The 25757-nt window shown below is 74.1% G+C and carries 19 protein-coding genes; 8 read left to right on the forward strand and 11 right to left on the reverse strand.

Annotation, left to right across the window (positions count from 1 at the left end; all coding sequences use genetic code 11):
- Positions 1 to 10: 10 nt before the first annotated feature.
- Both GPA10_RS16255 and GPA10_RS16260 read right to left on the reverse strand, forming a co-directional pair.
- Complete coding sequence (locus GPA10_RS16255) at positions 11 to 1306, reverse strand: cytochrome P450 (protein WP_343040953.1); 1296 nt, start codon at positions 1304 to 1306, stop codon at positions 11 to 13.
- 71 nt (positions 1307 to 1377) lie between these two features.
- Entirely contained in the window at positions 1378 to 1938 is a 561-nt protein-coding gene (locus GPA10_RS16260; protein ID WP_157166292.1) for a TetR family transcriptional regulator, read from the reverse strand.
- Between the two features lie 195 nt (positions 1939 to 2133).
- Between GPA10_RS16260 and GPA10_RS16265 the strand changes: the two genes are divergently transcribed.
- Positions 2134 to 3171 carry an oxidoreductase gene (locus GPA10_RS16265; protein ID WP_157166149.1) on the forward strand — a complete coding sequence of 346 codons (1038 nt, stop codon included), beginning with the start codon at positions 2134 to 2136 and terminating at the stop codon, positions 3169 to 3171.
- On the opposite strand, the gene GPA10_RS16270 is transcribed toward GPA10_RS16265, so the two are convergent.
- From GPA10_RS16270 to GPA10_RS16290, 5 genes are all read right to left on the reverse strand, one after another.
- Positions 3117 to 4340 (reverse strand): XdhC family protein, encoded by a 1224-nt coding sequence (locus tag GPA10_RS16270; RefSeq protein WP_157166150.1) that lies wholly within the window; start codon positions 4338 to 4340, stop codon positions 3117 to 3119. The genes GPA10_RS16265 and GPA10_RS16270 overlap by 55 nt on opposite strands.
- 94 nt (positions 4341 to 4434) lie before the next feature.
- Complete coding sequence (locus tag GPA10_RS16275) at positions 4435 to 5892, reverse strand: NCS2 family permease (RefSeq protein ID WP_157166151.1); 1458 nt, start codon at positions 5890 to 5892, stop codon at positions 4435 to 4437.
- 249 nt (positions 5893 to 6141) lie between these two features.
- Positions 6142 to 8535 carry a xanthine dehydrogenase family protein molybdopterin-binding subunit gene (locus GPA10_RS16280; RefSeq protein ID WP_157166152.1) on the reverse strand — a complete coding sequence of 798 codons (2394 nt, stop codon included), beginning with the start codon at positions 8533 to 8535 and terminating at the stop codon, positions 6142 to 6144.
- Positions 8536 to 8537: 2 nt separating this feature from the next.
- On the reverse strand, positions 8538 to 9149 hold the full coding sequence (locus GPA10_RS16285; RefSeq protein ID WP_157166153.1) for a (2Fe-2S)-binding protein: 612 nt from the start codon (positions 9147 to 9149) through the stop codon (positions 8538 to 8540).
- Positions 9149 to 10039: an FAD binding domain-containing protein gene (locus tag GPA10_RS16290; RefSeq protein ID WP_157166154.1), complete on the reverse strand. Its 891-nt coding sequence runs from the start codon at positions 10037 to 10039 to the stop codon at positions 9149 to 9151. Before GPA10_RS16290 ends, GPA10_RS16285 begins: the two co-directional genes overlap by 1 nt.
- A gap of 398 nt (positions 10040 to 10437) precedes the next feature.
- On the opposite strand from GPA10_RS16290, the gene GPA10_RS16300 reads away from it, so the two are divergent.
- Both GPA10_RS16300 and GPA10_RS16305 read left to right on the forward strand, forming a co-directional pair.
- Complete coding sequence (locus GPA10_RS16300; RefSeq protein WP_058849288.1) at positions 10438 to 12123, forward strand: PucR family transcriptional regulator; 1686 nt, start codon at positions 10438 to 10440, stop codon at positions 12121 to 12123.
- Between the two features lie 173 nt (positions 12124 to 12296).
- Positions 12297 to 13073: a hypothetical protein gene (locus GPA10_RS16305; protein WP_343040954.1), complete on the forward strand. Its 777-nt coding sequence runs from the start codon at positions 12297 to 12299 to the stop codon at positions 13071 to 13073.
- Between the two features lie 60 nt (positions 13074 to 13133).
- Here GPA10_RS16305 and GPA10_RS44055 read toward each other — a convergent pair whose 3' ends face one another.
- The gene (locus tag GPA10_RS44055) at positions 13134 to 14225 is read right to left on the reverse strand and encodes a GntR family transcriptional regulator (protein ID WP_425505762.1); all 1092 of its coding nucleotides are present in this window, start codon (positions 14223 to 14225) and stop codon (positions 13134 to 13136) included.
- 218 nt (positions 14226 to 14443) lie between these two features.
- On the opposite strand from GPA10_RS44055, the gene GPA10_RS16315 reads away from it, so the two are divergent.
- Together GPA10_RS16315 and GPA10_RS16320 are read left to right on the forward strand one after the other, a co-directional pair.
- Positions 14444 to 15325: a (2Fe-2S)-binding protein gene (locus GPA10_RS16315; RefSeq protein ID WP_157166157.1), complete on the forward strand. Its 882-nt coding sequence runs from the start codon at positions 14444 to 14446 to the stop codon at positions 15323 to 15325.
- Between the two features lie 259 nt (positions 15326 to 15584).
- Complete coding sequence (locus GPA10_RS16320) at positions 15585 to 16655, forward strand: DUF2637 domain-containing protein (protein WP_157166158.1); 1071 nt, start codon at positions 15585 to 15587, stop codon at positions 16653 to 16655.
- Positions 16656 to 16725: 70 nt separating this feature from the next.
- On the opposite strand, the gene GPA10_RS16325 is transcribed toward GPA10_RS16320, so the two are convergent.
- Positions 16726 to 17196, reverse strand: a complete 471-nt coding sequence (locus GPA10_RS16325) for an ATP-binding protein (RefSeq protein ID WP_246259214.1) — start codon at positions 17194 to 17196, stop codon at positions 16726 to 16728.
- Positions 17197 to 17468: 272 nt separating this feature from the next.
- On the opposite strand from GPA10_RS16325, the gene GPA10_RS16330 reads away from it, so the two are divergent.
- Positions 17469 to 20531, forward strand: coding sequence for an alpha-mannosidase (locus GPA10_RS16330; protein WP_343040955.1), 3063 nt, complete (start codon positions 17469 to 17471; stop codon positions 20529 to 20531).
- Positions 20532 to 20554: 23 nt separating this feature from the next.
- Here the strand turns inward: GPA10_RS16330 and GPA10_RS16335 are convergent, their stop codons facing one another.
- A complete protein-coding gene (locus tag GPA10_RS16335; RefSeq protein WP_157166159.1) occupies positions 20555 to 22297 on the reverse strand; it encodes a pyruvate dehydrogenase in 1743 nt (580 codons plus the stop codon).
- Positions 22298 to 22351: 54 nt separating this feature from the next.
- Entirely contained in the window at positions 22352 to 23344 is a 993-nt protein-coding gene (locus GPA10_RS16340; protein ID WP_425505756.1) for a protein phosphatase 2C domain-containing protein, read from the reverse strand.
- Positions 23345 to 24748: 1404 nt separating this feature from the next.
- On the opposite strand from GPA10_RS16340, the gene GPA10_RS16345 reads away from it, so the two are divergent.
- On the forward strand, positions 24749 to 24976 hold the full coding sequence (locus GPA10_RS16345; RefSeq protein ID WP_157166160.1) for a hypothetical protein: 228 nt from the start codon (positions 24749 to 24751) through the stop codon (positions 24974 to 24976).
- A gap of 556 nt (positions 24977 to 25532) precedes the next feature.
- On the forward strand, positions 25533 to 25694 hold the full coding sequence (locus tag GPA10_RS16350; RefSeq protein WP_157166161.1) for a hypothetical protein: 162 nt from the start codon (positions 25533 to 25535) through the stop codon (positions 25692 to 25694).
- Positions 25695 to 25757: the final 63 nt, after the last annotated feature.

Raw genomic sequence — 25757 nt, forward strand, 5'->3', positions numbered from 1 at the left:
CGCCCGCCGCTCACCACGTCACGTACAGCGCCTCCGGCGACCGGTGGATCAGCGTCGGCCGCATCCGCACCGCCGCCCCGTCCCCGGCGAGCCGCAGCCCCGGGAAGCGCCGGGTGAACAGCTCCAGGGTCAGCCGCAGCTGCTCGCGGGCGAGCAGGGCGCCGGGGCAGGCGTGCGCGCCGAGGCCGAAGGCGATGTGCCGGGCGACCGGGGTGCGGGTGATGTCGAAGACGTCGGGGCGCGCGTACCGGCCTTCGTCGCGGCCCGCCGCGCCGAAGCCGACGAGGACCTCGGCGCCCGCGGGCAGTTCGGTGCCCGCGAGGGTGACGGCCCGGGTGGTGACGCGGCGGAAGCCCTGCAACGCGGTGTCGAAGCGGGCCGCCTCCTCGATGGCCGCGGGGATCCGCTCGGGCTCCTCGCACACCAGCTTCCACTGCGCGGGGTGGCGCAGCAGGTGCAGCAGGGTCGTGCCGATCAGGGCCGTGGTGGTGAGGTGCCCGGCGAGCAGGAAGTTCTGCAGGTGCGAGACGAGTTCGCCGCGCTGGCCGACGGTGAGTTCGTGCGGGCACCCGGCCGCGTGCCCGGCGTCGTCGCCCGCCGGGTCGGCCTCGTCGGGCTCGCCGTCGTCGGGTGCGAGCGAGGCGACCATCTCGCTGCACAGGTCGTCACGCGGGGCGGTGTGGCGGTCGCGTACATAGCCCTCCAGGAGGCGCTGGAGGGCGACCATGTCGTGGGCGGCGGCGATCTGCTCGTCCTCGGGCAGCGGCCGGAACAGCAGGCGCTCGATGCTGTGGCCACCGCGCACGATCAGCGGCACGTCCGCCGGGTCGAAGCCCAGGATGTGCCCGATCACCTGGCCGGGCAGATGCATCGCGTACGCGCCCATGACGTCCGTGCGCCGCCCGTGCCCCGGTGCGGCGAAGGCGTCGGCCAGGGCGGCGGCCCGTTCGGCGGCGTACGGGAGGACCGCGGCGACACGGGCCGGGGTGAGGCCGCGGACGATGGGGGTGCGCAGGCGCTGGTGGGCCGGGCCGTCCGCGGTGATGACGACGCGGCGGCGGGCTCCGGTGCCGAGGCCGAGGACGGCCTGGGCGGCGGCTGACGGGGTGGCGTCCGCGCGCACGGCGTTCGCCGACGAGAAGACGTTCGGCCGGCGCAGCACCTCTCGGACGTCGGCGTCCCTGGCGACCAGCCAGGCGCCGAACTCCGGTACGTAGGTGAGCCCTTCGGCGCGCCGGGCGCGGGCGTACAGCGGATACGGGTCGCGCATCAACTCGTCGAGCCTGGCGTGCTGTTGCCGGTCCACCCTCCTCATGGTGCCCGACCTCCGCCTCCGGGCGGAAGGGCACGTGCGGGCCCCACCGGGGCGCTCGTGGCTCAGGCGTCCCGCCCGGCGCGGGCGTCGAGCGCCGGTGCGACGACGGCGAACGCCCGGTCGGTCAGTGCCGCGGGATCCTCGGCGCAGCCGTCGGCGCTCCACCGGTGCAGCACGGCGTCGAAGGCGTCCAGGGCCATGGCGGCGGCCAGGCGCGGATACAGCTCCGTACCGGCGTCGAGACCGAGGCGGTGCGCCAGTTCCGCCGCGAGGTCGTCGCGCCACGCGGCCTGACGCTCCAGGAAGCGGGCGTGCAGCGCGGGCGTCCGCAGGATGAGGCGGACCACGCGCAGCGCCCGCTCGCCGTGGTCGGCGCACTGCCCGAGGGGCACCCAGACCGCGTGCCGCAGCGCCTGCGACGGGCGCTCCGCCGCGGGGCGCGCCGCCAGTGCGTCGCGGATGTCTGCGCCCATCCCCGCCAGGAACTGGACGACCACGTCCTCCTTGGACGCGAAGTACCGGAAGAACGTCCGCTTGGAGACGCCCGCCGCGGTCGCGATCTCGTCGACCGTGACGGCGTCGAACCCCTTCTGGGCGAGTGCCTGTAGCGCGGCCTCGGTCAGCTCGTCCGCGACGAGCTGCCGCTTGCGCTCGGCGAGGGTGGTCGCGCGCCGGGGTTCCCGGCGGGCTTCCGGGCGGCTTCCGGGGCGGCTGTCAGGGCTGGGGGTCGCAGTCACCCCGCCATGCTACACACCATGCCTTGTATGACACTCAATGCCATGTTGACACTTGGTGACACAAAGAGCAGAGTGTGGCGCATGACGCCACAGCACCAGAGCTGGACCGCCGACCGCATACCTGACCTGACCGGCCGGATCTGCGTCGTCACCGGAGCCAACAGCGGCCTCGGTCTGGCGACCACCCGGGCACTCGCACGCCGGGGCGCGCACGTGATCCTCGCGGTGCGCGACGAGGCGAAGGGGTGGGACGCGGTCGCCGCGCTCACGGCCGAGCGACCGGAAGCACGCGCCGGGAGCCGCCCCGGAGACGGCAGCGGGGTCGGCCGCGACGACAGCGGGGACGGCATCGGGGACCGCCTTGAGGTGCGCCGCCTGGACCTCGCCGACCTCGACTCGGTCCGCGCGTTCGCCGCCGGGCTGCGCGCCGACCGGCCCCGCGTCGACGTCCTCGTCAACAACGCGGGCGTGATGGCTCCCCCGCGCACGCTCACCGCCCGGGGCCAGGAGCTCCAGTTCGCCGCCAACCACCTGGGCCACTTCGCGCTCACGGGCCTGCTGCTCGGCCTCCTGCCGCCCGGACCCGGCTCCCGCGTGGTCACGGTGACGTCGGCCAACCACCGCCGGGCCCGCCTGTTCTTCGACGACCTCACCGGCGCGCGCTCGTACGGACCGATGGCGTTCTACGACCAGTCCAAGCTGGCCAACGCGGTCTTCGGCCACGAGCTGCACCACCGTCTGACGGCGGCGGGCAGCCCGGTCCGCAGCGTCCTGGCCCACCCGGGGTACACGGCGACCAACCTCCAGACGAGCGCCCCCACGGGCCTGCCAAAGCTGCTCTTCGGCACGCTCCTCAAGCCCCTGGCTCAACGGCCCGCGCAGGGCGCGCTCCCCCAGCTGTACGCGGCGACCGCCCCGGAGGCGACGGGCGGCGACCTCTACGGCCCCGACGGCGCGGGGGAACTCCGTGGCGCCCCGAAGCGGGTGGCCCTGGCGGCACGGGCGACGGACCCGGAGACCGCCCGCCGCCTGTGGGAGCTGTCGGAGGAACTGACGGACGTACGCTACGAGTTGCCGACCGCCACCCCGGAACGCACGCCCGGCCCGCCCGGCGATTGAGGACGGGCGGGCAGCGCGAGCAGCGCACCGCCCTCGTGGTGGATGGGCGTGTGCCCCCCGGCGAGGGAGCGCCCCTGCCCGCCCCGCCGGACGGCGACGATCTCCGCGGCGATGGACAGCGCCGTCTCCTCAGGCGTCCGCGCTCCGAGGTCCAGCCCGATGGGCGACCGGAGGCATGCCAACTCCCGCTCGGTGACGCCGACTTCGCGGAGCCTGCGGTTGCGGTCCAGGTGGGTGCGCCGGGAGCCCATCGCGCCCACGTACGCCACGGGCAGCCGCAGCGCGAGCCGCAGCAGCGGCACGTCGAACTTGGCGTCGTGGGTCAGGACGCACAGGACGGTGCGGCCGTCGACCTCGGTGCGCTCCAGGTACTCGTGCGGCCACTCGACGACGATCTCGTCCGCGTCGGGGAAGCGGACGGGTGTGGCGAAGACGGGCCGGGCGTCGCACACGGTCACGTGGTAGCCGAGGAACCTGCCCGCCCGTACCAGCGCGGACGCGAAGTCGATGGCCCCGAAGACGATCATGCGGGGCGGCGGTACGGAGGACTCGACGAGGACGGTCAGGGGCTGTCCGCAGCGCGATCCCTCCGCGCCGATCCCGACCGTCCCGGTGCGCCCGGCGTCGAGGAGGGCGCGGGCCTCGGCGGCCACGGTCCGGTCCAGCTCGGGATGCCCCCCGAACCCGCCCTCGTACCCGGAAGCGCCTCCCCCGGCCCCCGCACCGCCGTCCGCACGGACCAGCAGCGCCCGGCCGAGGAGCTCCGCGGGCCCCTCGGCCACCCGCGCCACCGCCGCCGCCTCCCCACGGGCGGCGGCGGCGAGCGCGGCGCCGAACACCGGCCGCGCGGGACCGTCCGCGCGGACCGGTGTGACCAGGATGTCGATGACGCCGCCGCAGGTCAGGCCCACGGCGAAGGCGTCGTCGTCGCTGTAGCCGAAGCGTTCGAGCACGGTCTCGCCGTCGTCGAGCGCCTGCCGGCACAGCTCGTACACCGCCCCTTCCACACAGCCCCCGGAGACCGAGCCGATCGCCGTGCCCGCGCTGTCCACGGCGAGGGCGGCGCCGGGCTGCCGGGGCGCGCTGCCGCCGACGGCCACCACGGTGGCGACGGCGAACTCGCGTCCCTGCTCGACCCACCGGTGCAGTTCTTCGGCGATGTCCAGCATGTCGGTCTCCTCAAGGGCTCTGCCGGGCCGGTGCTGCCTGTGGCTGCGCGGCTGCGGGGCGGGGGGCGCCTCGGCGGACGCCTCCGTGGACGCCTCAGTGGACGCCCATCCAGCTTTCGATGGGGCTGAGGGCGAAGTACACGAGGAAGATCAGCGTCAGGCCCCACATGAAGGCCCCGATCTCCCGTGCCCTGCCCTGCGCGATCTTGATGGCGACCCAGGCGATGACGCCGGCCGCGACACCGGTGGTGATGGTGTACGTGAAGGGCATCAGGACCACGGTCAGGAAGACCGGGATCGCGGTGCCGCGGTCCGCCCAGTCGACGTGCCGGGCGTTCATCATCATCATCGCTCCGATGACGACGAGCGCGGCGGACGCGACCTCCTGCGGGACGATCGCGGTGACGGGCGTGAAGAACAGGCAGGCCGCGAAGAACAGGCCGGTCACGACGGAGGCGAGACCCGTACGGGCGCCCTCGCCGACGCCGGTCGCCGACTCGACGAACACGGTCTGTCCCGAGCCGCCGGCGACGCCGCCGATGGCGCCGCCCGCGCCGTCGATGAACAGGGCCTTGGACAGGCCGGGCATGCGGCCCTTGTCGTCGGCGAGGTCGGCCTCGGTGCCGACGCCGATGATCGTCGCCATGGCGTCGAAGAAGCCCGCGAGGACGAGCGTGAAGACGATCATGCCGACCGTCATCGCGCCGACCTCGCCCCAGCCGCCGAACTCGACGTCCCCGAAGAGCGAGAAGTCGGGCGAGGAGACCGCGCCGCCGTGCAGTTCGGGCGCTCCGTTGGCCCACTGCTTCGGGTCGATGACGTCCATCGCGTTCAGGGCGACGGCGACGACGGTGCCGGTGACGATGCCGATCAGGATGGCGCCGGGGATGTCCCGGGCCTGAAGCATGAAGATCAGGAGCAGGGTGCCCGCGAAGAGCAGCACGGGCCAGCCTTGGAGCTCGCCGCCGGGGCCGAGGGTGAGCGCGGTGGCCTTGCCCTGGTGCACGAAGCCGCCCTTGACCAGGCCGATGAGGGCGATGAACAGGCCGATGCCCATCGTGATGCCGTGCTTGAGCGCGAGCGGGATCGCATTCATGATCATCTCGCGTAGGCCGGTGACGACCAGCAGCATGATCACGACGCCGTACATCACACACATGCCCATGGCCTGCGGCCAGGTCATCTCGGGCGCGACCTGCGAGGCGATGACGCCGGACACGGAGAGCCCGGCGGCCAGGGCCAGCGGCACCTTGCCGACGAAGCCCATGAGCAGGGTGGTGACGGCGGCGGCGAACGCCGTCGCCGTGATGAGGGCCTTCTGCCCCATCGTGTCGCCCGCGGCGTCCTTGCCGGACAGAATCAGCGGGTTGAGCAGGACGATGTACGCCATCGCCATGAAGGTGGTGATGCCGCCGCGCACCTCACGCGCGACCGTCGATCCTCTGCGGGATATGTGGAAGTACCGGTCGAGCCAAGACCGTCCGGCGGGGACGCGTGAGCCGGGGCCCGCGTCCTCCGCGGTGGTCCTCGGCTCCAGTGACTGCTGGGTCATGGTGCCTACTCCCAAGGTTCATAGGGGCACCCGCGGCAGCCGCGCTCGGGCGCGCCTGCGGAAGCTGCGGGATTTGGGATGGTGCGTGGGCTGCACGACCCGGGGGACGGCCCGAGACGAACGGAACGTGGTACTGGACTTCGGCTGACCGGGGTGACCGTCGGAACCTCCGTCGCCCGGCGCCGGGGTGCTGTCGCGGTGGGCAGGCGTCCCGGCCTGCGGGACGCCTGCCCACAGCGACAGCGGCGGTTACACGGTTCCCGTGAGGTGTTCGGGACGTACCGGTGTCCTGTTGAGTTCCAGGCCCGTCGCGTCGCGGATCGCCGCGAGGACGGCCGGGGTGGACGACAGGGTGGGGGCCTCGCCGATGCCGCGGAGCCCGTACGGGGCGTGCTCGTCGGCGAGTTCGAGCACGTCGACGGGGATGGTCGGCGTGTCGAGGATGGTGGGGATCAGATAGTCCGTGAAGGAGGGGTTCTTCACCTTCGCGGTCTCCGGGTCGACGATGATCTCCTCCATGACCGCGACGCCCAGGCCCTGGGTGGTGCCACCCTGGATCTGGCCGAGCACGGACAGCGGGTTGAGGGCCTTGCCGACGTCCTGGGCGACGGCCAGCTCGATGACCTTGACCAGGCCGAGTTCGGTGTCGACCTCGACGACCGCGCGGTGCGCGGCGAACGAGTACTGGACATGGCCGTTGCCCTGTCCTGTGCGCAGGTCGAAGGGCTCGGTGGGGCGGTGCCGCCACTCGGCCTCGACCTCGACGCTCTCGCCCTGGAGGACGTCGACGAGGTCGCCGAGGACCTCGCCGCCGTCGGTGACGACCTTGCCGCCCTCCAGGAGGAGTTCGGCCGTGGCCCACGCGGGGTGGTAGGTGCCGAACTTGCGGCGGCCGAGCTCCAGGACCTGCTCGCGCACCAGCTCGCAGGAGTTCTTGACGGCGCCGCCGGTGACGTACGTCTGCCGCGACGCGGACGACGAACCGGCGCTGCCCACCTGGGTGTCGGCGGGGTGGATCGTCACCTGGGTGACGCCCAGCTCGGTCCGCGCGATCTGCGCGTGCACCGTGACACCGCCCTGGCCGACCTCCGCCATCGCGGTGTGCACGGTCGCCACGGGCTCGCCGTTGATGACCTCCATGCGCACCTTGGCGGTGGAGTAGTCGTCGAAGCCCTCGGAGAAGCCGACGTTCTTGATGCCGACCGCGTAGCCCACACCCCGTACGACGCCCTCGCCGTGCGTGGTGTTGGACAGGCCGCCGGGGAGCTGACGGACGTCCGCGCCCTCGGAGCTCTCCCACTGGCGCTCGGGCGGCAGCGGGCGGGCCTTGACGCGGCGCAGGATCTCGGCGACGGGCGCCGGGGAGTCCACGACCTGCCCGGTCGGCAGGAGCGTGCCCTGCTCCATGGCGTTCAGCTGCCGGAACTCGACCGGGTCCATGCCGAGCCGCGCGGCCAGCTTGTCCATCTGGGCCTCGTAGGCGAAGCACGCCTGGACCGCGCCGAAGCCGCGCATGGCGCCGCAGGGCGGGTTGTTGGTGTAGAGGGCGACGGCCTCGATGTCGACGTCGTCGATCACGTAGGGGCCGACGCTCAGCGAGGACGCGTTGCCGACGACCGCTGGGGACGCGGACGCGTAGGCGCCGCCGTCCAGGACGATCCTGCACTTCATGTGCGTGAGCTTGCCGTCCTTGGTGGCGCCGTGCTCGTAGGTGAGCTTCGCCGGATGGCGGTGGACGTGCCCGAAGAAGGACTCGAAGCGGTTGTAGACGATCTTCACCGGCTTGCCGGTGCGCAGCGCGAGCAGGCAGGCGTGGATCTGCATCGAGATGTCCTCGCGGCCGCCGAACGCGCCGCCGACGCCGGAGAGCGTCATGCGCACCTTCTCCTCGGGCAGGCCGAGGACGGGGGCGATCTGCTCCAGGTCCGAGTGCAGCCACTGGGTGGCGACGTACAGGTCGACGCCGCCGTCCTCCGCGGGCACGGCGAGGCCGGACTCGGGGCCGAGGAAGGCCTGGTCCTGCATGCCGAAGGTGTACTCGCCCCGGACGACGACGTCGGCCCTCTTCGCGGCCTCGGCGGCGTCGCCCCTGACGATGGGCTGGCGGTGCACGATGTTGGGGTGCGGGACGTGCTTGATGTACTCGTCGTCGCGGCCCTCGTGCACGAGGACGGCGTCGGCGGCGGTCGCAGACGCCTCGTCGGTGACGAGGGGCAGCTCCCGGTACTCGATTCTGATCTTCGCGGCGGCGCGGCGGGCGGTCTCCGGGTGGTCGGCGGCCACGAGCGCGACCGGCTCGCCGTGGTGGCGGACCTTGCCGTGCGCGAGCACCGGGGTGTCCTGGAGCTCCAGGCCGTACTTCTTCGTCGCGGCGGGAAGGTCGTCGTACGTCAGGACGGCGTACACGCCGGGCTGCGCGAGGGCCTCGGAGGTGTCGATGGACACGATCTCGGCGTGCGCCACGGTGGAGCGGAGCGTCTGGCCCCAGAGCATGTCCTCGTGCCACATGTCCGAGGAGTAGGCGAACTCGCCGGTGACCTTCAGGGTGCCGTCGGGCCGCAGCGTCGACTCGCCGATGCCGCCCTTGGTCCCCGAACCCTGGGTGATCTTGGTGGGTGCGCCGGTCGTCCGTGTGGATGCCATGGTCAGACCGCCCCTTCCTGGAGTCCTCGACGGTCCTGGCGGGCGGCCGCGAGGCGGACGGCGTCCAGGATCTTCTCGTAGCCCGTGCAGCGGCACAGGTTGCCGGACAGCGCCTCGCGGATGTCGGCGTCGGTCGGCTGCGGGTTGCGCTCCAGCATCTCGTCGGCGGCGATCAGGAGGCCGGGGGTGCAGAAGCCGCACTGGACGGCGCCGGCGTCGATGAACGCCTCCTGCACCGGGGAGAGCCTGCCGCCCTCACCGGTCCCCGAGTCGGTGCCCTTGGCCTGCCACCGCTGCGCGTCCTGGAGCGGGACGCCGCACGCGCCGGAGGCGCAGCCGCCGCCCGGATGGGCCTGCTCGCGGTGCTCGGCGTAGTCGGCGAGGCCCTCGACGGTGGTGACCTCGCGGCCCTCCACCTGCCCGGCGGCCACCAGGCACGAACAGACCGGGACGCCGTCCAGCCGGACCGTGCAGGAACCGCACTCGCCCTGCTCGCAGGCGTTCTTGGAGCCCGGCAGGCCCATGCGCTCACGCAGCACGTACAGCAGGGACTCGCCCTCCCACACGTCGTCCGCTTCCTGCGGACGGCCGTTGACCGTGAAGTTGACACGCATTACGCGACTCCCTCCGTGGTGCGGCCGGTGCCGCGGTAGGACTCCCACGTCCAGCCGAGCGTGCGGCGGGCCATGATGCCGACGGCGTGGCGGCGGTAGCTCGCGGTGCCGCGGACGTCGTCGATCGGGTTGGCGGCGCCGGAGGCGAGGTCGGCGAACTGCTTGGCGATGGACGGGGTGATGATCTTCCTGCTGTCCCAGAAGCCGCCCTCTTCGAGCGCCGCGTTCAGGAACTCCTCGGCGGCCTTCGCCCGGATCGGCGTCGGAGCGGCCGAGCCGATGCCGGTGCGCACGGTACGGGTCTCGGGGTGCAGCGCGATGCCGAAGGCGCACACGGCGATGACCATCGCGTTGCGCGTGCCCACCTTCGAGTACTGCTGCGGCCCGTCGGCCTTCTTGATGTGCACGGCCCTGATCAGCTCGTCCGCGGCGAGGGCGTTGCGCTTCACACCGGTGTAGAACGCGTCGATCGGGATCAGCCGGGAGCCGCGTACGGACTCCACCTCGACCTCGCAGCCGGCGGCGAGCAGCGCCGGGTGGGCGTCCCCGGCGGGCGAGGCGGTGCCGAGGTTGCCGCCGACGCCGCCGCGGTTGCGGATCTGGGGGGACGCGACCGTGTGCGAGGCGAGGGCGAGGCCGGGCAGTTCGGCGCGCAGGTTCTCCATGATGTCGGTGTACGGAACGGAGGCCCCGAGCCGGACCGTGTCCGCACCTGCCTCCCACTCCCGCAGCTCACCGATGCGGTTGAGGTCGAGGAGGTACTCCGGGCGGCGGTGGTCGAAGTTGATCTCGACCATGACGTCGGTGCCACCCGCAATCGGCACAGCGGTGGGGTGCTCGGCCTTCGCGGCGAGCGCCTCCTCCCAGCTGGCGGGGCGAAGGAAGTCCATGAGGGGCTCTCTCTTCGTGATCGTGCCTGACGGCCGGTTCCCGCTGGGAATCCGGCCGGGGCTTACTGGGCTGACGAGCCGGGGCGATCGTTCCGGCCGACGTGTCCGGCCGGTGTTCCGGCCAAGTCGGCCCTTCGCCTCTCGACTACTCGTTCATGTGCTGTTAACGCGGAGTGGGGCAAGTACACCGCTCGCTCCGCCAATGGGGTCAGTCACCGAAACCATGAAGGAGTTGGCTGGCCAAGCCGCGAGTCTTGTAGATTCGTATGAAGAACGGGTCCCGGTAACCTCGCGGCTTCCCCCCGGAAACCGCCGCGCACCCCCGGGCCACGGCGGCCCCGGATCGACCGGGCCCCCGGCCACACGTGAAATCGAGACAGATCGGCGGCGACGACCCCATGCGGCTGCGCGCACTCCTTGACACCGACGCCCTCGGCCTCAGGCTGCTCGGCGGCGAGGACGAGCTCGACCGCACGGTGCGTGGCGTGATGACCACGGACCTGCGCGACCCCAGCCGCTATCTCACGGGCGGCGAACTGGTGCTCACCGGCCTCGCCTGGCGCCGGGACGCCGCGGACAGCGAGCCCTTCGTCCGCATCCTCGCCGCGGCCGGGGTCGCGGCGCTCGCCGCCGGTGAGGCGGAGCTCGGCGCCGTCCCCGACGACCTCGTGCGGTCGTGCGCCCGGCACCGCCTGCCGCTGTTCGCCGTCAACGAGTCGGTGGCGTTCGCGACCATCACCGAGCACGTGGTCCGGCAGGTGTCCGGCGAGCGCGCCGGTGACCTCGCGGCCGTGGTGGACCGGCACCGCCGCCTGATGACCTCGGGGCCCGCGGGCGGCGGGCCCGACGTGGTCCTGGACCTGCTCGGCTCGGACCTGGACCTGCGGGCCTGGGTGCTGTCCCCCGCGGGCCGCCCCATCGCCGGGGCGAGCACGGCGGGGCCCGTGCTGCCCGCGGCCGTCTGCGCCCGGCTCTCCGGGGAGCACCTGGCCGCCGCCCGCACCGGCCGCCGGGGACCGCACCGGGTGACCGTGGACGGCGTGACGTACTCGCTGTTCCCCATCCGGTCCAGCGGCCGGGGCGCGGTGAACGCCTCCCGCGACGTGCGCGAGACGGTCCTCTCGGACTGGCTGCTCGCCGTCGAGGCGGACGCGGGCGACTGGCCCGAGGAGCGCCTCGACCTGCTCCAGGGCGTCACCCAGCTCATCGCGGTCGAGCGGGACCGCAGGGACGCGGCGCGCACGGTGCGCAGGCGGCTCGCCCAGGAGGTCCTCGAACTGGTCCAGACGGGCGCCGCGCCCGCCGAGATCGCGGCCCGCCTCCGGGTCGCCGCGCCGGTGCTGCTCCCCGGCCTCGGGGCGGCACCGCACTGGCAGGTGGTCGTGGCGCGGGTCGAGTGGGACGGCGGGAGCACGGGTGAGGTCGCGGGCGGCCCCGTGGCCCAGTCGCTCCTGGAGGAGATCCTCGTCGACCCGGAGACGGCGGGGCCCGACCCCTTGGACCGCATCGCCGTCGCCCACACCGGCGACGAGGCCATCGCGCTCGTGCCGCTGCCCGCGATGTCCGCCGACGCCGAGGGGCCCGAGCCGGGGCTGCTCGCCGACGCGCTGCTCGCCGCCGTGCGGGAGCCGCTCTCGGCGGGCCTCGCCGACGACGGGCGCCTCACCCTCGGCGTGAGCGCCTCCGTGCACTCGGCGGAGGGGCTGCGGGGCGCCCTGGAGGAGGCTCGGCACGCCCGCCGGGTCGCCGCCGCCCGGCCGGGGCGGGTCTGCGCCGCGGGCCACCAAGAGCTGGCCTCGCACGTGCTGCTGCTGCCGTTCGTCCCCGACGACGTGCGCCGCGCGTTCACCGCCCGGCTCCTCGACCCGCTGCGCGAGTACGACCGCAGGCACCGCGCCGAACTCATCCCGACCCTGGAGGCGTTCCTCGACTGCGACGGCTCCTGGACGCGGTGTGCGGCGCGGCTGCACCTGCACGTCAACACACTGCGTTACCGGGTCGGGCGTATCGAGCAGTTGACGGGCCGTGACCTTTCGCGCCTGGAGGACAAGTTGGACTTCTTCCTGGCCCTGCGCATGAGCTGAGGCCGCGAGGGCCCGCCCACGGGCCCCGGGGGTCGCGGGCGTCCCGCGGTCCCCCCTTCTTCCCTTCCCCCTCGTTTGTGAAATCTTTCACCCATCCCCTTGGCCGGGCCCGCCGATCCGTGCTGAGATTCGCCCACGACTCACAGCTCGATGGCGCGCTAGGGGAGGGCAACGTGGCGCATACCGCCATGTCTGGTACCGGAACGCACTCAGGGATCGATCCACTCCAGACCGCGGTATGGCGGCTGCGCTCGCGCGGCTGCTGGACCGACGCGGCAGCGCTGCTCGCCACCCGGGAGGGTGCGGACGCCGCCGTACAGAGAACCTCGCTCCTCGTCGAGCGCTGCCTGTTCACCGGGGACGGCTGGGACGAGGCCGAGGACAGCCTGCGGACGGCCGAGGCGGTCGCCGACAACGACGAGGCGCGCGGGGCCGCGGCCTGCGAGCGCGGTCAACTCGCCTACTCCTCCACCGTGTTGGGGGTACGGGACCGGGCCGACGAGGCGCGCACCGCGCTCGGCAGGGCCGCCGCGCTGCTCGCTCCCGGGTCGGCCGGGCGGCCGCTCCTGGACTTCCGGCGCGGCCTTATCGCCGAGCACCTCGCGGACTCGCCGCAGGCCGCGCGGGCCGCGTACCGGCGCGCCCACGCGGGCGCCACCGCCCACGACGATCCGCTCCTGCTCTCCTTCACGTGGCGCCATCTGGCCGGGATCGCCCTGCGCGAGGGCGAGTTGGCCGAGGCCCGGCACGGCTTCACCGAGTCCCTGCGGCTCCGCGAGGAACTGGGGTTCCTGGTGGGCACGGCCCCGGCCCTCGCCGCTCTCGCGGACGCCGAGCCCGAGCCGGAGGCGTCCCGGCTGCGGGCGGAGGCCACCCGGCTCTTCCGGCTCCTCGGCGGGGTCCCCGCCTGGCTCGCCGCTCAGCTCACGCCGCCCGCGCCGGCGGCCTGACGGCTCCGGCGGGCCGGACCCGGGCCGGTACTCTCAGGCCTCTCAGGCCTCTCAGGCCTCTCAGCCCTCGCCGCCCGCGAAGTGCTCCCGCACCAGGGACTGCACCACCGGCAGGTCGCGGGCGACGAGGGCCTCCAGGAGGGCCAGGTGCTCCGCGGCGTCGGCCACCAGGTCGGCGCGGCGGCCGCTCACGGGTCCGGTGACCAGGGGCCACTGGGAGCGCCGGTGCAGGTCGTCGGCGACGGTCACGAGCTGCTCGTTGCCGGAGAGGCCGAGCAGCGCTCCGTGGAAGGCCCGGTCCGCCTCCGCGTATCCGGCCAGGTCGCCCACCGCCGCGGCGGCGACCGTGGCCTCCGCGAGGGGGCGCAGCCGCACCCACTCCCCCGCGGGCACGCTCCGCGCGAGCCGCAGCATCACCGGGACCTCGATGAGCGCCCGCACCTCCGCCAGCTCCGCCAGCTCCCGCGCCCCGCGCCGCAGCACCCGGAACCCCCGGTTCGGCACCACCTCCACCGCCCCCTCCAGGGCGAGCTGCTGCATCGCCTCCCGCACCGGCGTGGCGGAAACCCCGAACCGCTCCCCCAGGGCCGGCGCCGAGTACACCTCCCCCGGCACGAGCTCACCCCCGACGAGGGCCGCACGCAGGGCGTCGAGCACCTGCGCCCGGACGGAGGCGCGGCGGAGGGTGCGGCGCGGGGCCGGGATGCCGCGGTGGGCGGGAGTGCTGCCGCGGCCTCGGCTCCGCGGGGCCGGGACGCCGCCGGGAGCGGGGCCGCCGGAGGCCGGGCCGCCAGGGGGTGTGCCGTCACCGGCGGGGGTCGCGGCCCGGCGGCTCGCGCGCCCACCGGCGGGGGCCCCACTGCCAGGATTCGAACCTCCGACGGGAGCGCTCCCGCCGCAGGCCGCTCCGGCGGAGGCCGCACCGCCCGGAACCGAGTCCGCCCCACCCGCGGCGGGTGCCGGGCCCGCCGGGGAGGCCGAGCCCGCCGGAGTCGCGGTGCCCGCCGGGGACGCCGGACCCGCCGGAGTCGCGGCGCCAGCCGGGGACGCCGAGCCCACCGGAGTCGCGGTGCCCGCCGGGGACGCCGGACCCGCCGGAGTCGCGGCGCCAGCCGCCAGGCGGGCCGCCGGCCCGCGGTCGACCCGCTCCACCCGCGGCTGCTCCGGCACGCGCACGGGGGCGCAGCCCACGGCACCGTCCGCCGCTCGTGCGCTCGTCCGCTCCACCTTCGCCTCCTGTGACTCCGCGCCCCGTCGGCCCGAAACGTACGAGAAGCACCATAGGCGGACAGGACCCCAGTTGAAACCTCGATCAACTTGGGTAAGGTTAGGCTTACCTGCAATCGATCGTGATTCGGTGGTCCCCGCGCATGTCCGTTCCCACCCTGGAAAGCGGCACCCGACGTGCGGAGCGCGCCCAGAGCTCCGTCACCGCCGCCTACGCCCGCCTCACCGAGGTGTTCCCCGGGCTGCGCATCCAGGAGCTGGCGGAGGACGAACAGCCGCCGCGCGGCGGTGGCTGGGTGAGCGCGGACCGGCTCGCGGAGGCGGGGCCCGAGTTCGACGAGTTCCTCGCCTGGGACGACGCGCAGGTCCTCAAGGACTACGGCCAACAGGCCCGCCCTGACGTCGTCGCCAGCTTCGCCCTGCACCGCTACGCCTGGCCCGCTACCCTCCTGTTCACGGTGCCGTGGTTCCTCCAGCGCCGCGTACCCCGCTACCCCGTCCAGAACGTCGCCTTCCAGCGCGCCCTCGGCAAGTTCGCCGTCCGCCCCGGCTCCTTCGCCTGCCTGCCCGACGACCCGGCGGCCGGCCTGCCCGGTGCCCGCGTCGTGCCGGACGAGGAGGCGCTGCGCGGCGAGGTGCGGGCCGCGGTGGCGGAGCACATGGGCCCGCTGCTCGACGGCTTCGGGCCACGCATGCGCCGCCGGGGCCGCGCCCTGTGGGCCGTCGCCACGGACGAGATCGTGGAGGGGCTCTGGTACGTGGCCCATCTGCTCGGCGAGGAGCAGCGCGCGACGACCGAGCTGGAGCGCCTGCTCCCGGGCGCCACGAAGCCGTACGTGGGCACGGCGGCCTTCCGCAAGCTCTCCGGCCCGAACGGCGAGGAACTGCCCACCCGGGACCGGGCGAGCTGCTGCATGTTCTACACCCTGCGCCCCGCCGACACCTGCGTCACCTGCCCGCGGATGTGCGACGCGGACCGGGTCGCCCGCCTGACGGCCGACACCGCGACAGCGGCGGCGAGCTGACCGAGGGCCCGCTGCGGACGGCCGCACGAGGTCACCCCCGGGCCCCTCCCTCCCCACCCCCGCGCACCGAACCACCCGTTCGTGCGCGTTTAATCGAACTCAGCTCCTGTCCCTCTGCCATGAGTTCGAGGTATCCGGCGCTCGGTGCGGCATTCACCACCCCCTTGGCGGCCTCTTGCCCGAAAACCGCCGTGGGCGCCGTGCGGCGTGGGTCACTATGGCGCCCGAAAACGCCCTACCGCGACGCAAGGGACGCCAGATGAGACTGACCGACATATCGCTGGACTGGCTGCTGCCCGGCGGCATTCTTCTTCTGGGCATGGCAGTGGCGGTGGCGGTGCTCGCGCGGGGCAAGAAGGCCCAGGCGAAGGCGGCCGCCGCGAGTGACGATTCATGGGAGCGCAGCGAGGAGCGCCGCAGGCGCAAGGAAGCCGTGTACGGCACCGCCTCCTACGTCCTGCTCTTCTGCTGCGCGGCGGTCGCCGCCGCACTCTCCTTCCACGGCCTGGTCGGCTTCGGCCGGCAGAACCTGAACCTCTACGGCGGCTGGGAGTACCTGGTCCCCTTCGGCCTCGACGGCGCGGCCATGTTCTGCTCCGTCCTCGCGGTGCGCGAGGCCAGCCACGGTGACGCGGCGCTCGGCTCGCGCCTGCTCGTGTGGACGTTCGCGGGGGCCGCCGCCTGGTTCAACTGGGTGCACGCGCCGCGCGGCATCGGGCACGCGGGCGCCCCGCAGTTCTTCGCCGGGATGTCGCTCTCGGCGGCGGTCCTCTTCGACCGCGCGCTGAAGCAGACCCGCAGGGCGGCGCTGCGCGAGCAGGGACTCGTACCGCGGCCGCTGCCGCAGATCCGCATCGTGCGGTGGCTGCGGGCGCCGAGGGAGACCTTCGGCGCCTGGTCCCTGATGCTGCTCGAAGGCGTGCGCACCCTCGACGAGGCCGTCGAGGAGGTCCGCGAGGACCGGCGCGAGAAGGAGCAGGCGCGGACGCGGCGACGCGACCAGGAGAAGCTGGAGCGGGCACAGCTCAAGGCCATCAGCCGGGGGCATCGCGGCTACCACCGCGGCGGGCGCCAGGTGGACATGCCGGCCGTCGCGTCGCCCACGGGGTCCGCGCAGGTCGGCGCGGACCCTGCCATAGGTACGCCGCCGCCGTCGCCGTCACCGCAGGAACAGCTGCCCGCCCGGTCCAGGCCCTCCCTGCAGGCCGTACCGACTGAACCGGCGGGTCCGGTGACCGTCGACCTCACCGCCGAGGACGACACCCAGACCCTGCCCCGCCTCGACTCACTGGAGCGGAAGCTCAAGGATCTGGAACAGCAGTTCGGCTGACTCCTCCCCCCCACCCGCTGCCCGTGCGGCGAGCAGGAAGAGCGGGTGGGGCAACAAGCCCCAGCGGAGCTCACCCCGCGTCGAGTTCGAACCAGACCACCTTGCCCACGCCCTGCGCCCGCACGCCCCAGGCGTCCGCCAGGGACTGGACGAGGACGAGTCCCCGGCCATGGGTGTCCTCGCCCTCCTCGGCGGAGCGCACCCGCGGGCGCCGGGCCATGAAGTCGCGGACCTCGACGCGCAGCCGCCCCGGCCCCACCGCGGCGGTCACGACCGCGTCCCTGTCGGTGTGCACCAGGGCGTTCGTGACCAGCTCGCTGGTGAGCAGCTCCGCCGTGTCCGCGCGCCCCGGCGGCCCCCAGTGCCGCAGCAGTTCCCGCAGCGCGCCGCGGACCTCGGACACCGCCCGCAGATCGCGGCGGTCGAGCCTGCGAAGCAGCTGCGGCGGTCCGGTGCCGGCTGAGTGCCCGGACGTCCCGCCCGGTCGTTTCGGAATGGAAGCCTCCGTGTCGATGGTCCCCATGGCTTCCATGGATTCCATGGACCCCACGGAATCCATGGGCCCCGCGGACCCGATGAACCCCGTGGTTTCTATGGAGGCACCTCGTAAGTGTCTCGTCATGACCCCCGCCACCCGATGGTCGAGCCCCCCGCCCGGCCCTACGTGTCGAACATGCTCACGGAATGCATGCCCGCCTCACCCGGCCGCAACTCATGTCCATTCGTCAACCAGTGACGAGGATGGGCCGATGACTCGGGGGGAAGTGAAGCCCCGTACCGCCGATCATCGATCGACCACGCGAAGGAGCCGCCGTGCACGACGACCGACTGCTGGTGGAGGAGCGCCTGGAACGCGCGCTGCGGCAGTTCATCCGGCCCGCCCAGTACGCCGCCCGGGTCCCGCTCGCCCTGTCCGTGTGGCACGCGCCCGGTGAGCCGGTGCCCGTGGGCGAGGCCCTCGCGGAGTCGTACGAGCCCTTCGCGACCGGTGCGGAGTGGGGGAAGCCCTGGTCGACGAGCTGGTTCCGCCTGGAGGGCGAGGTGCCGCGGGAGTGGGAGGGGCGGCACGTCGAAGCGGTGATCGACCCCGGGTTCACCGGGGACGGGCCCGGGTTCCAGGCCGAAGGACTCGTGTACGACGCCTCCGGTGTGCCCCTCAAGGGCATCCACCCGCGCAACCGGCACGTACCGGTGGCGGCGCGGGCGCGGGGCGGGGAGCCGGTGCGCCTGCTGCTGGAGGCGGCGGCCAACCCCGCCGTCCTGCACGACTTCGAGCCGACCCCGCTCGGAGACGTCCTGACGGCGGGCGATCGGCCCATCTACCGATTCGCCGCTGCCGACCTCGCCGTACTCGACGAAGACGTCTGGCAGCTCACGCTGGACATCGAGGTCCTTATGGAACTCATGCGGGAACTGGACGCGGCGCGACCGCGGCGGCACGAGATCCTGCGCGCCCTGGAGGACATGCTCGACACCCTCGATCTGCACGACGTGCCCGGCACCGCCGCCGCGGCCCGCGCCGCGCTCGCCGGGGTGCTCGCCCGGCCCGCCCACGCCAGCGCCCACCGCGTCTCGGCCACGGGACACGCGCACATCGACTCGGCCTGGCTGTGGCCGCTGCGCGAGACCGTGCGCAAGGCCTCCCGCACGTTCGCCAACGTGACGGCGCTCGCGCGGGACTACCCGGAGCTGGTGTTCGCGTGCTCGCAGGCGCAGCAGTACGCCTGGGTGAAGGAGCACCAGCCGCACATCTGGGAACGCATCAAGAAGGCCGTCGCGGACGGGAACTGGGTGCCCGTGGGCTCGATGTGGGTGGAGTCGGACGCCAACATGCCGGGTGGTGAGGCGCTGGCCCGGCAGATCGTGCACGGCAAGCGCTTCTTCCAGGAGGAGTTCGGCATCGAGACGGAGGAGATCTGGCTGCCGGACTCCTTCGGCTACACCGCCGCGTTCCCGCAGCTCGCGCGGCTCGCGGGCGCACGGTGGTTCCTCACCCAGAAGCTCAGCTGGAACCAGTCCAACAAGATGCCGCACCACACCTTCTGGTGGGAGGGCATCGACGGGACCCGCGTCTTCACCCACTTCCCGCCCGTGGACACCTACAACTCCCAGCTCCACGGCGCCGAACTCGCCCACGCCGAGCAGAACTTCGCGGACAAGGGGCGCGCCACGCGCTCCCTGGTGCCGTTCGGCTGGGGCGACGGCGGCGGCGGTCCCACCCGCGAGATGCTGGAGCGGGCCCGCAGGCTGCGCTCCCTGGAGGGCTCACCGCGCGTCGAGGTCGAGAAGCCGTCGGCGTTCTTCGCGGCGGCCAAGGAGGAGTACGGCGAGCGGGCCCCCGTCTGGTCCGGCGAGCTGTACCTGGAGCTGCACCGCGCCACGTACACGTCGCAGGCCGCCACCAAGCGCGGCAACCGCCGCAGTGAGCACGCACTGCGCGAGGCCGAGTTGTGGTGCACGGCGGCCGCGGTGAAGGACGCCGCCTACGCCTACCCGTACGACGACCTGGACCGCCTGTGGAAGACGGTCCTGCTCCACCAGTTCCACGACATCCTGCCGGGCTCCTCCATCGCCTGGGTGCACCGCGAGGCCCGTGACACCTACGCGCGGGTGCTCGCCGAGCTGGACTCGCTCACCGCGGAGGCGGTGCGGCACCTCGGCGCCGGCGAGGCGTCGGTGCTCAACGCGTCGCCGTACGCCCGCAGCGAGGTCGTCGAGCACGAGGGGCACCTGGTGCACGTGGACGTCGGCGGCCTCGGCGCCCGCGGCCTCGCGGAGGCGGCCGGGCAGGAGCGGGAGACGGGCGCCGTGACGTCGGCGACCCGCACCGGCCAGGAGATCGTCCTGACCAACGAGCACCTGCGGGTCACCATCGACTCCGACGGGCTGCTCGCCTCCGTCGTCGACCGCGCCGCCGACCGCGAGGTCCTCGCCCCCGGCAGCCGCGGCAACCTCCTCCAGCTGCACCCCGACCACCCCACTCACTACGACGCCTGGGACCTCGACAAGCACTACCGCCACCGCCGCACCGACCTCACCCGGGCGGAGTCGGTGGAGCTGGTCGAGGACGGACCACTGCGGGCGTCCGTACGCGTCGTACGGGTCTTCGGCGCCGGGTCGCGGATCACGCAGGAGCTGCGGCTCGCCGCGGGCAGCCGCCGTGTCGACGTGGTGACGGAGGTGGAGTGGCGCGAGTCCGAGAAGGTCCTGAAGGCGGCCTTCCCGCTGGACGTGCAGGCCGAGAGGTCCGCCGCGGAGATCCAGTTCGGGCATGTGCACCGGCCCACGCACGCCAACACCACCTGGGACGCGGCGCGCTTCGAGATCTGCGCGCACCGGTGGCTTCGGGTGGCGGAGGAGGGCTACGGCGTCGCCGTCCTCAACGACTCCACCTACGGCCACGACGTGACCCGCACCCCCCACCCGGAGGGGCTCGGCACCACCGTCCGCCTCACCCTCCTGCGCGCGCCGCACAGCCCCGACCCGGACACCGACGTCGGCACCCACCACTTCACGTACGCGCTGCTGCCCGGCGCGGAGACGGGCGACGCGGTCGCCGAGGGCCTCGCCCTCAATCTGCCCCTGCGGGTCGCCGCCGCCCCGGCGGTGGCGCCCGTCGTGCGGGTCGACCACCCCGGGGTGACCGTCGAGTCGGTCAAGCTCGCGGAGGACCGCAGCGGGGACGTGGTGGTACGCCTCTACGAATCCCTCGGCGGCCGTGCCCGCACCACCCTCACCACGTCCTTCCCCGTCACCCACGCCGACGTCACGGACCTCCTGGAACGCCCCCTCCACCCGGCCGGCACCTCCGGCGCGGGTCTGCCCCTCTCGCTGCGCCCGTTCCAGATCCTGACCCTGCGGCTGACTCCGGCGTAGGTGCCGAGGTCGCGCTCCTCGCGTCAGGGCCTCGGCACGTTGCGCAGGTTGGAGCGGGCCATCTGGAGCATCCGCCCCACTCCCCCATCGAGAACGATCTTGCTGGCGGAGAGCGCGAACCCGGTCACCATGTCGGAGCTGATCCTGGGTGGGATGGAGAGGGCGTTGGGGTCGGTGACGACGTCGACGAGGGCGGGGCCCTTGTGGGCGAAGGCGTCCTTCAGGGCGCCCGCGAGCTGCTTGGGCTTCTCGACGCGGACGCCGTAGGCCCCGGCGGCCCGCGCGACGGCGGCGAAGTCGGGGTTGTGGTTGCCGGTCCCGTACGAGGGCAGCCCGGCGACCAGCATCTCCAGCTCCACCATGCCCAGGGAGGAGTTGTTGAAGAGGATCACCTTCACCGGCAGGTCGTACTGCACGAGAGTGAGGAAGTCCCCCATCAGCATGGTGAAACCGCCGTCGCCCGACATCGACACGACCTGCCGCTCGCGGTCGGTGAACTGCGCGCCGATGGCCTGCGGCAGCGCGTTGGCCATCGACCCGTGGCTGAAGGAGCCGATGATGCGCCGCTTGCCGTTGGGCGAGAGATAGCGGGCGGCCCAGACGTTGCACATGCCGGTGTCGACGGTGAAGACGGCGTCGTCGGCGGCGAGGTCGTCGAGGACGGAGGCGACGTACTCGGGGTGGATCGGGATGTGCTTCTCGACCTTGCGGGTGTAGGCCTTCACCACGCCTTCGAGCGCGTCCGCGTGCTTCTTCAGCATCTTGTCGAGGAACTTGCGGTGCGACTTCGGCGAGACGCGCGGCGTCAGACAGCGCAGGGTCTCGCGTACGTCGCCCCAGACGGCGAGGTCGAGCCGGGAGCGGCGGCCGAGGTTCTCGGGGCGCACGTCGACCTGGGCGATCTTCACGTCGTCGGGCAGGAAGGCGTTGTACGGGAAGTCCGTACCCAGCATGATCAGGAGATCGCACTCGTGGGTCGCCTCGTACGCGGCGCCGTAGCCGAGCAGACCACTCATGCCCACGTCATAGGGGTTGTCGTACTGGATCCACTCCTTGCCCCGCAGCGCGTGCCCCACCGGGGACTTGATCTTCTCGGCGAACTCCATCACCTCGGCGTGCGCGCCCGCGGTGCCGCTGCCGCAGAAGAGGGTGACCTTGTCGGCCTCGTCGATCATCGCCACGAGCTTGTCGATCTCGGCGTCGCCGGGCCGCACGCTGGGGCGCGACGTCACCAGGGCGGTCTCCGCGGCCTTGTCCGGCGCGGCCTCGGAGGCCACGTCGCCGGGGAGGGAGACCACGCTGACGCCCGACTGGCCGACGGCGTGCTGGATGGCCGTCTGGAGCAGGCGCGGCATCTGCTGGGGGCTGGAGATCAGCTCGCAGTAGTGGCTGCACTCGCGGAACAGCCGGTCGGGGTGGGTCTCCTGGAAGAAGCCGAGGCCGATCTCGCTGGAGGGGATCTGGGAGGCGAGGGCGAGGACCGGGGCCATGGAGCGGTGGGCGTCGTACAGGCCGTTGATGAGGTGCAGGTTGCCCGGACCGCAGGAGCCCGCGCAGGCCGCGAGGGAGCCGGTGATCTGGGCCTCCGCGCCCGCCGCGAACGCGGCGGTCTCCTCGTGCCGCACCTGGATCCACTCGATGCCCTTGGTGCGCCGGATCGCGTCCACCACGGGGTTCAGGCTGTCGCCGACGACGCCGTAGAGGCGTTTGACTCCGGCGCGGACGAGGATGTCGACGAACTGCTCGGCGACCTTCTGCTTGGCCATCTCTTCATGCACCCCTTCGCTCTCTTTGGGTCCATGAATTCACAGCGGGGCCGCTCACGCCTCCCAAACGGCGGCGGCCGTGCGGTCGTCCGCGTACCCCTTGACCCGTACCTGCGTGTCGGCGAGGAACGCGGTGAGGCCCGGTGGGCCGCCCCCCGCCCACCGGCGGGTGAGGTGGCGGGCGAGTTCCGGCTCGCCGCGCAGGGGTTCGGCGAGGCCGCCGCTGCACAGCAGGAGCGTGTCACCCGGGCGGGCGACGGAGGCCCGGAACCGGAAGGGCTCCCGGGCGGGGTCGCGGCCCGGCCCGCCCGCGCCGGCGCCGCCCGTGGCCCCCGCGGGGGCTGGTTCGTACGGGCTCGGGGGTGTCGGTATGCCCAGGTCCATGGTGAGGCGGTCGCCGTCGGGGGTCTCGGCGGGCGGTGAGCCGAAGCCGACGACGGGTTCGCCCGCGGTCCTCGCCACGCGCGGCTCGATGTCCTGCCACTCGCCGCCGCGCAGCCGGAACAGGCCGCCCGCACCGACACCGAAGAACACCCGGGTGCGGCACTCGGGGTCGGCGGGCAGCAGCAGGCAGCGCAGCGACGCCGTGTACTCGTCGGGCTCCAGGCCCAGTTCGGCGGCGCGGGCGCGGAGCTTGCCGAGGCTGCGGTCGGTGAGGCGGTGCAGGCCCGACTTCAGGTCGCCGCGGCGGGCGGCGCGGATGTCCTGGGCGAGGCGGAGGTGGCTGCGGCCCACCGCGCGGCCGATCCAGGCGCAGGCGTCGGCCGCCGCCCGGTGGGCGCCCGCGGTGGCGCGGGCGCCCGTGGCCATGGCGACCAGGACCAGGGCCTCGTCGCCGCTGCCGAAGCGGGCCGTGAGCAGCGCGTCGCGGCGCGGCTCGCCCCGGTACCGGGCCGAGTCGCCCCGTGCGGAGACCGCCCGCAGGGTGCTGCTGCCGTAGCGGGCGCCGTCGAGCACCGTGTCGGCGACCAGCTCGCCGAGAGCGTCCGGGTCGGCGACGGGCAGCCCCGTCGGTTCCGCCTCGTACGTCGGCGGCCCGTCCCCCACGTACGCGGGCGCTCCCGGAGCCCCGTAGCCGCCCCCGCCCGCCTGCCCTTCCTCCGCCGGAAGGCCGGACGCGTCGGTGCTCCGGCCCCCCGGGAAGGTCGTCGGGCGGGTCGGGGCGTGGGAGGGGGCCCAGGGAGCGGGGGCGCGATAGGAGGGGACACCGGACCCGCCCGGGGCCCGGGGCCCTTCGGCGGCCCCGGCCGGGGTGGCCGGCTTGCCGGGCCGCCCGGTGAGGCCCTGGGCCGAGGGGCCGGGGTCCTGTGGACCCGCGGCAGTGGTGAAGCGAGGTGCCGCCGCTCCGGGCTCCCCTGGCGTGGACCACGGCGCGGGTGACGCGGGGCGTGAGGGCTCACTGCGGGAGGAGGCCGGGGGCTGCGCCTCGGCATGGGCCCGCGCGAGGAAGGGGGTCGCCAACGGCAAGGGCGTGGCTGCGCCGCCCCCTGCCTCGCCCCCTGCGGGTGCCTCTGGGGTTGGCTCCGGGGCTGGGGCTGGGTGTGCGTGTGGCTCGGGCTTGGGGGGCTTTGCCTCGGGCGGGGGTGGGGGTTGGGGTGCGTCGGCTGCCGGGTCGGGCCGGGGGGCCTTTGTCTCGGGCCGGGGTGGGGTGGGAGTGGCCTCGGGCCTGGGCGGGGGTGGAGCGGCTGTCGGCTCCGGCCGGGAGGCCTCTGCCGCGGGCCGAGGCGGAGCGGGAGTGGCCTCGGGCCTGGGCGGAGCTGTGTCGGCCGCCTGCTCCTGCCGGGAGGCCTCCGCCGCGGGCCGGGGCGGGGTCGGAGCAGCCGGGGGCCTGGGCGGGGGTGGAGCTGCCGCCGGTGGCGGTGGGGTGGCCGGGCGGCGCGGCGAGGGCGGTTCGGATGAGGGGCCGGGTGCCTCCGCGGGCGGGCGCGGGGGTGGCTGGGGGCCCGGGGTCGCCGGGGTGCGGGGGTGCGCTGCCGGTGGGGCCGGGACGTCCTGGGCGGGGCCGGAAGATTGCGGTCCTGCGGTGGGGGGTCCTGGGGGCGGGGGTTCCGGGGGCAAGTGTGGCGGGGCTGAGGCTGGGGCTGGGGGTTCTGGGGTCAGGGCCGAGTGTCCCGGGGTCGGGGCCGAGTGTCCCGGTGCAAGGGCCGAGTGTCCCGGTGCCAGGTGGTCCGGGTGTCGGGGCTCCGGGGTCGAGGCTGGGGGTGGGGCCGCAGGTTCCGAGGCTGGGGCAGGTGCCGAGGCTTGGTATCCCTGGGCCGGGCGATCCGAGGCCGGGCGATCCGAGGCCGGGCGGTCCGAGGCCGGGCGATCCGAGGCTGGGGTCCAGGGAGGCGCGGGCGCCGGTGGTTCGGCGGGTTGGGGTGGCTCGGTGGCGGGAGGGGGCGGACGGTGCCTCGGAGTCGTCAGCCAGTCCGGGAGGGCTTCCCGCCGGGCAGGGGCCGGGTCCCTCCGGTGCGTGTCGGGCTCCGCCTGGCCCTGGCCGGAGAGGGCGGGGTCCTCGCTTCCCGGGGCTGGGTCGCGGGGGCCCGGCGCGGTGTCCCGGTGGGCCTGGACGACGTCGCGCGGTCCCTGCTCTGCGTCCCGGCGCCCCGAGGCGGTGTCGCGCGGCGGTCCCAGCTCCGAGTCATCGCGCCCGGAGGCCGGACCACGGCGCTCCTGCGCGGAGTCCTGACGACCTGAGAGGGCGTCGCGCGGCCCCGGCACGGAATCCCGGCGCCCCAAGGCAGGGTCAAGGGGCCCCGGCGCGGGGTTCTGACGGCCCAGCTCGGCGTCCTCGCGGCTCGGCGCAGCACCCTGGCGGCCCGGCTCGGCGTCCTGACGGCCCGGCCCGGCGTCCTCGCGGCTCGGCGCAGCATCCTGGCGGCCCGGCGCAGCGTCCTCGCGGCTCGGCGCGGGATCCCGGCGCCCCGACGCGGCGTCACGCGGTCCCGGCCCCGCGTCGCCCCGATCCGGGGCAGCCGCGCCGCTCCCACCCGAAGCAGCGTCACGAGCACCGGGCACCGGATCCCGACCGTACCGGGCGGTGTCACGACGACCGGGCTCGGAGGCCTGACGGTCGCCGTCCGGGGAAGCGTCGCGGCCGCCCGGACCGGAGTCCTGACGTCGGCGTTCCGGGACGGAATCCGCCGGCCCCGGCGCCCCGGAAGCAGCCGCGTCGCGCCCACCCGGCGCGGCCCCCCGCGCGGCCGGAGCGTCCTCGCCGCTGCGCTGCGGCGGAACCCCGTACGACGACGCGGTGTCGGCAGCCGGATCGTCGCCCCCGGAGGAGACGGCGTTCGCGGCCGAGGTGAAGCGGTCGTCCAGGGTGTCCGGCGCGACGGCGGGGCCCGTGTCGCCCTCGGACTCGTCGTACAACTGGCCCCACCAGTCGTCCTCCTGGCCGGACTGGCCGGACTGACCGGAGCCGTGTGAGCGGTCCGCGCGGTGTGAGCGGTCCGGGCCGTCCGAGGTGCCGGACTGG

The sequence above is a fragment of the Streptomyces typhae genome (genome assembly GCF_009755605.1).
GTDB classification, from domain to species: Bacteria; Actinomycetota; Actinomycetes; order Streptomycetales; family Streptomycetaceae; genus Streptomyces; species Streptomyces typhae.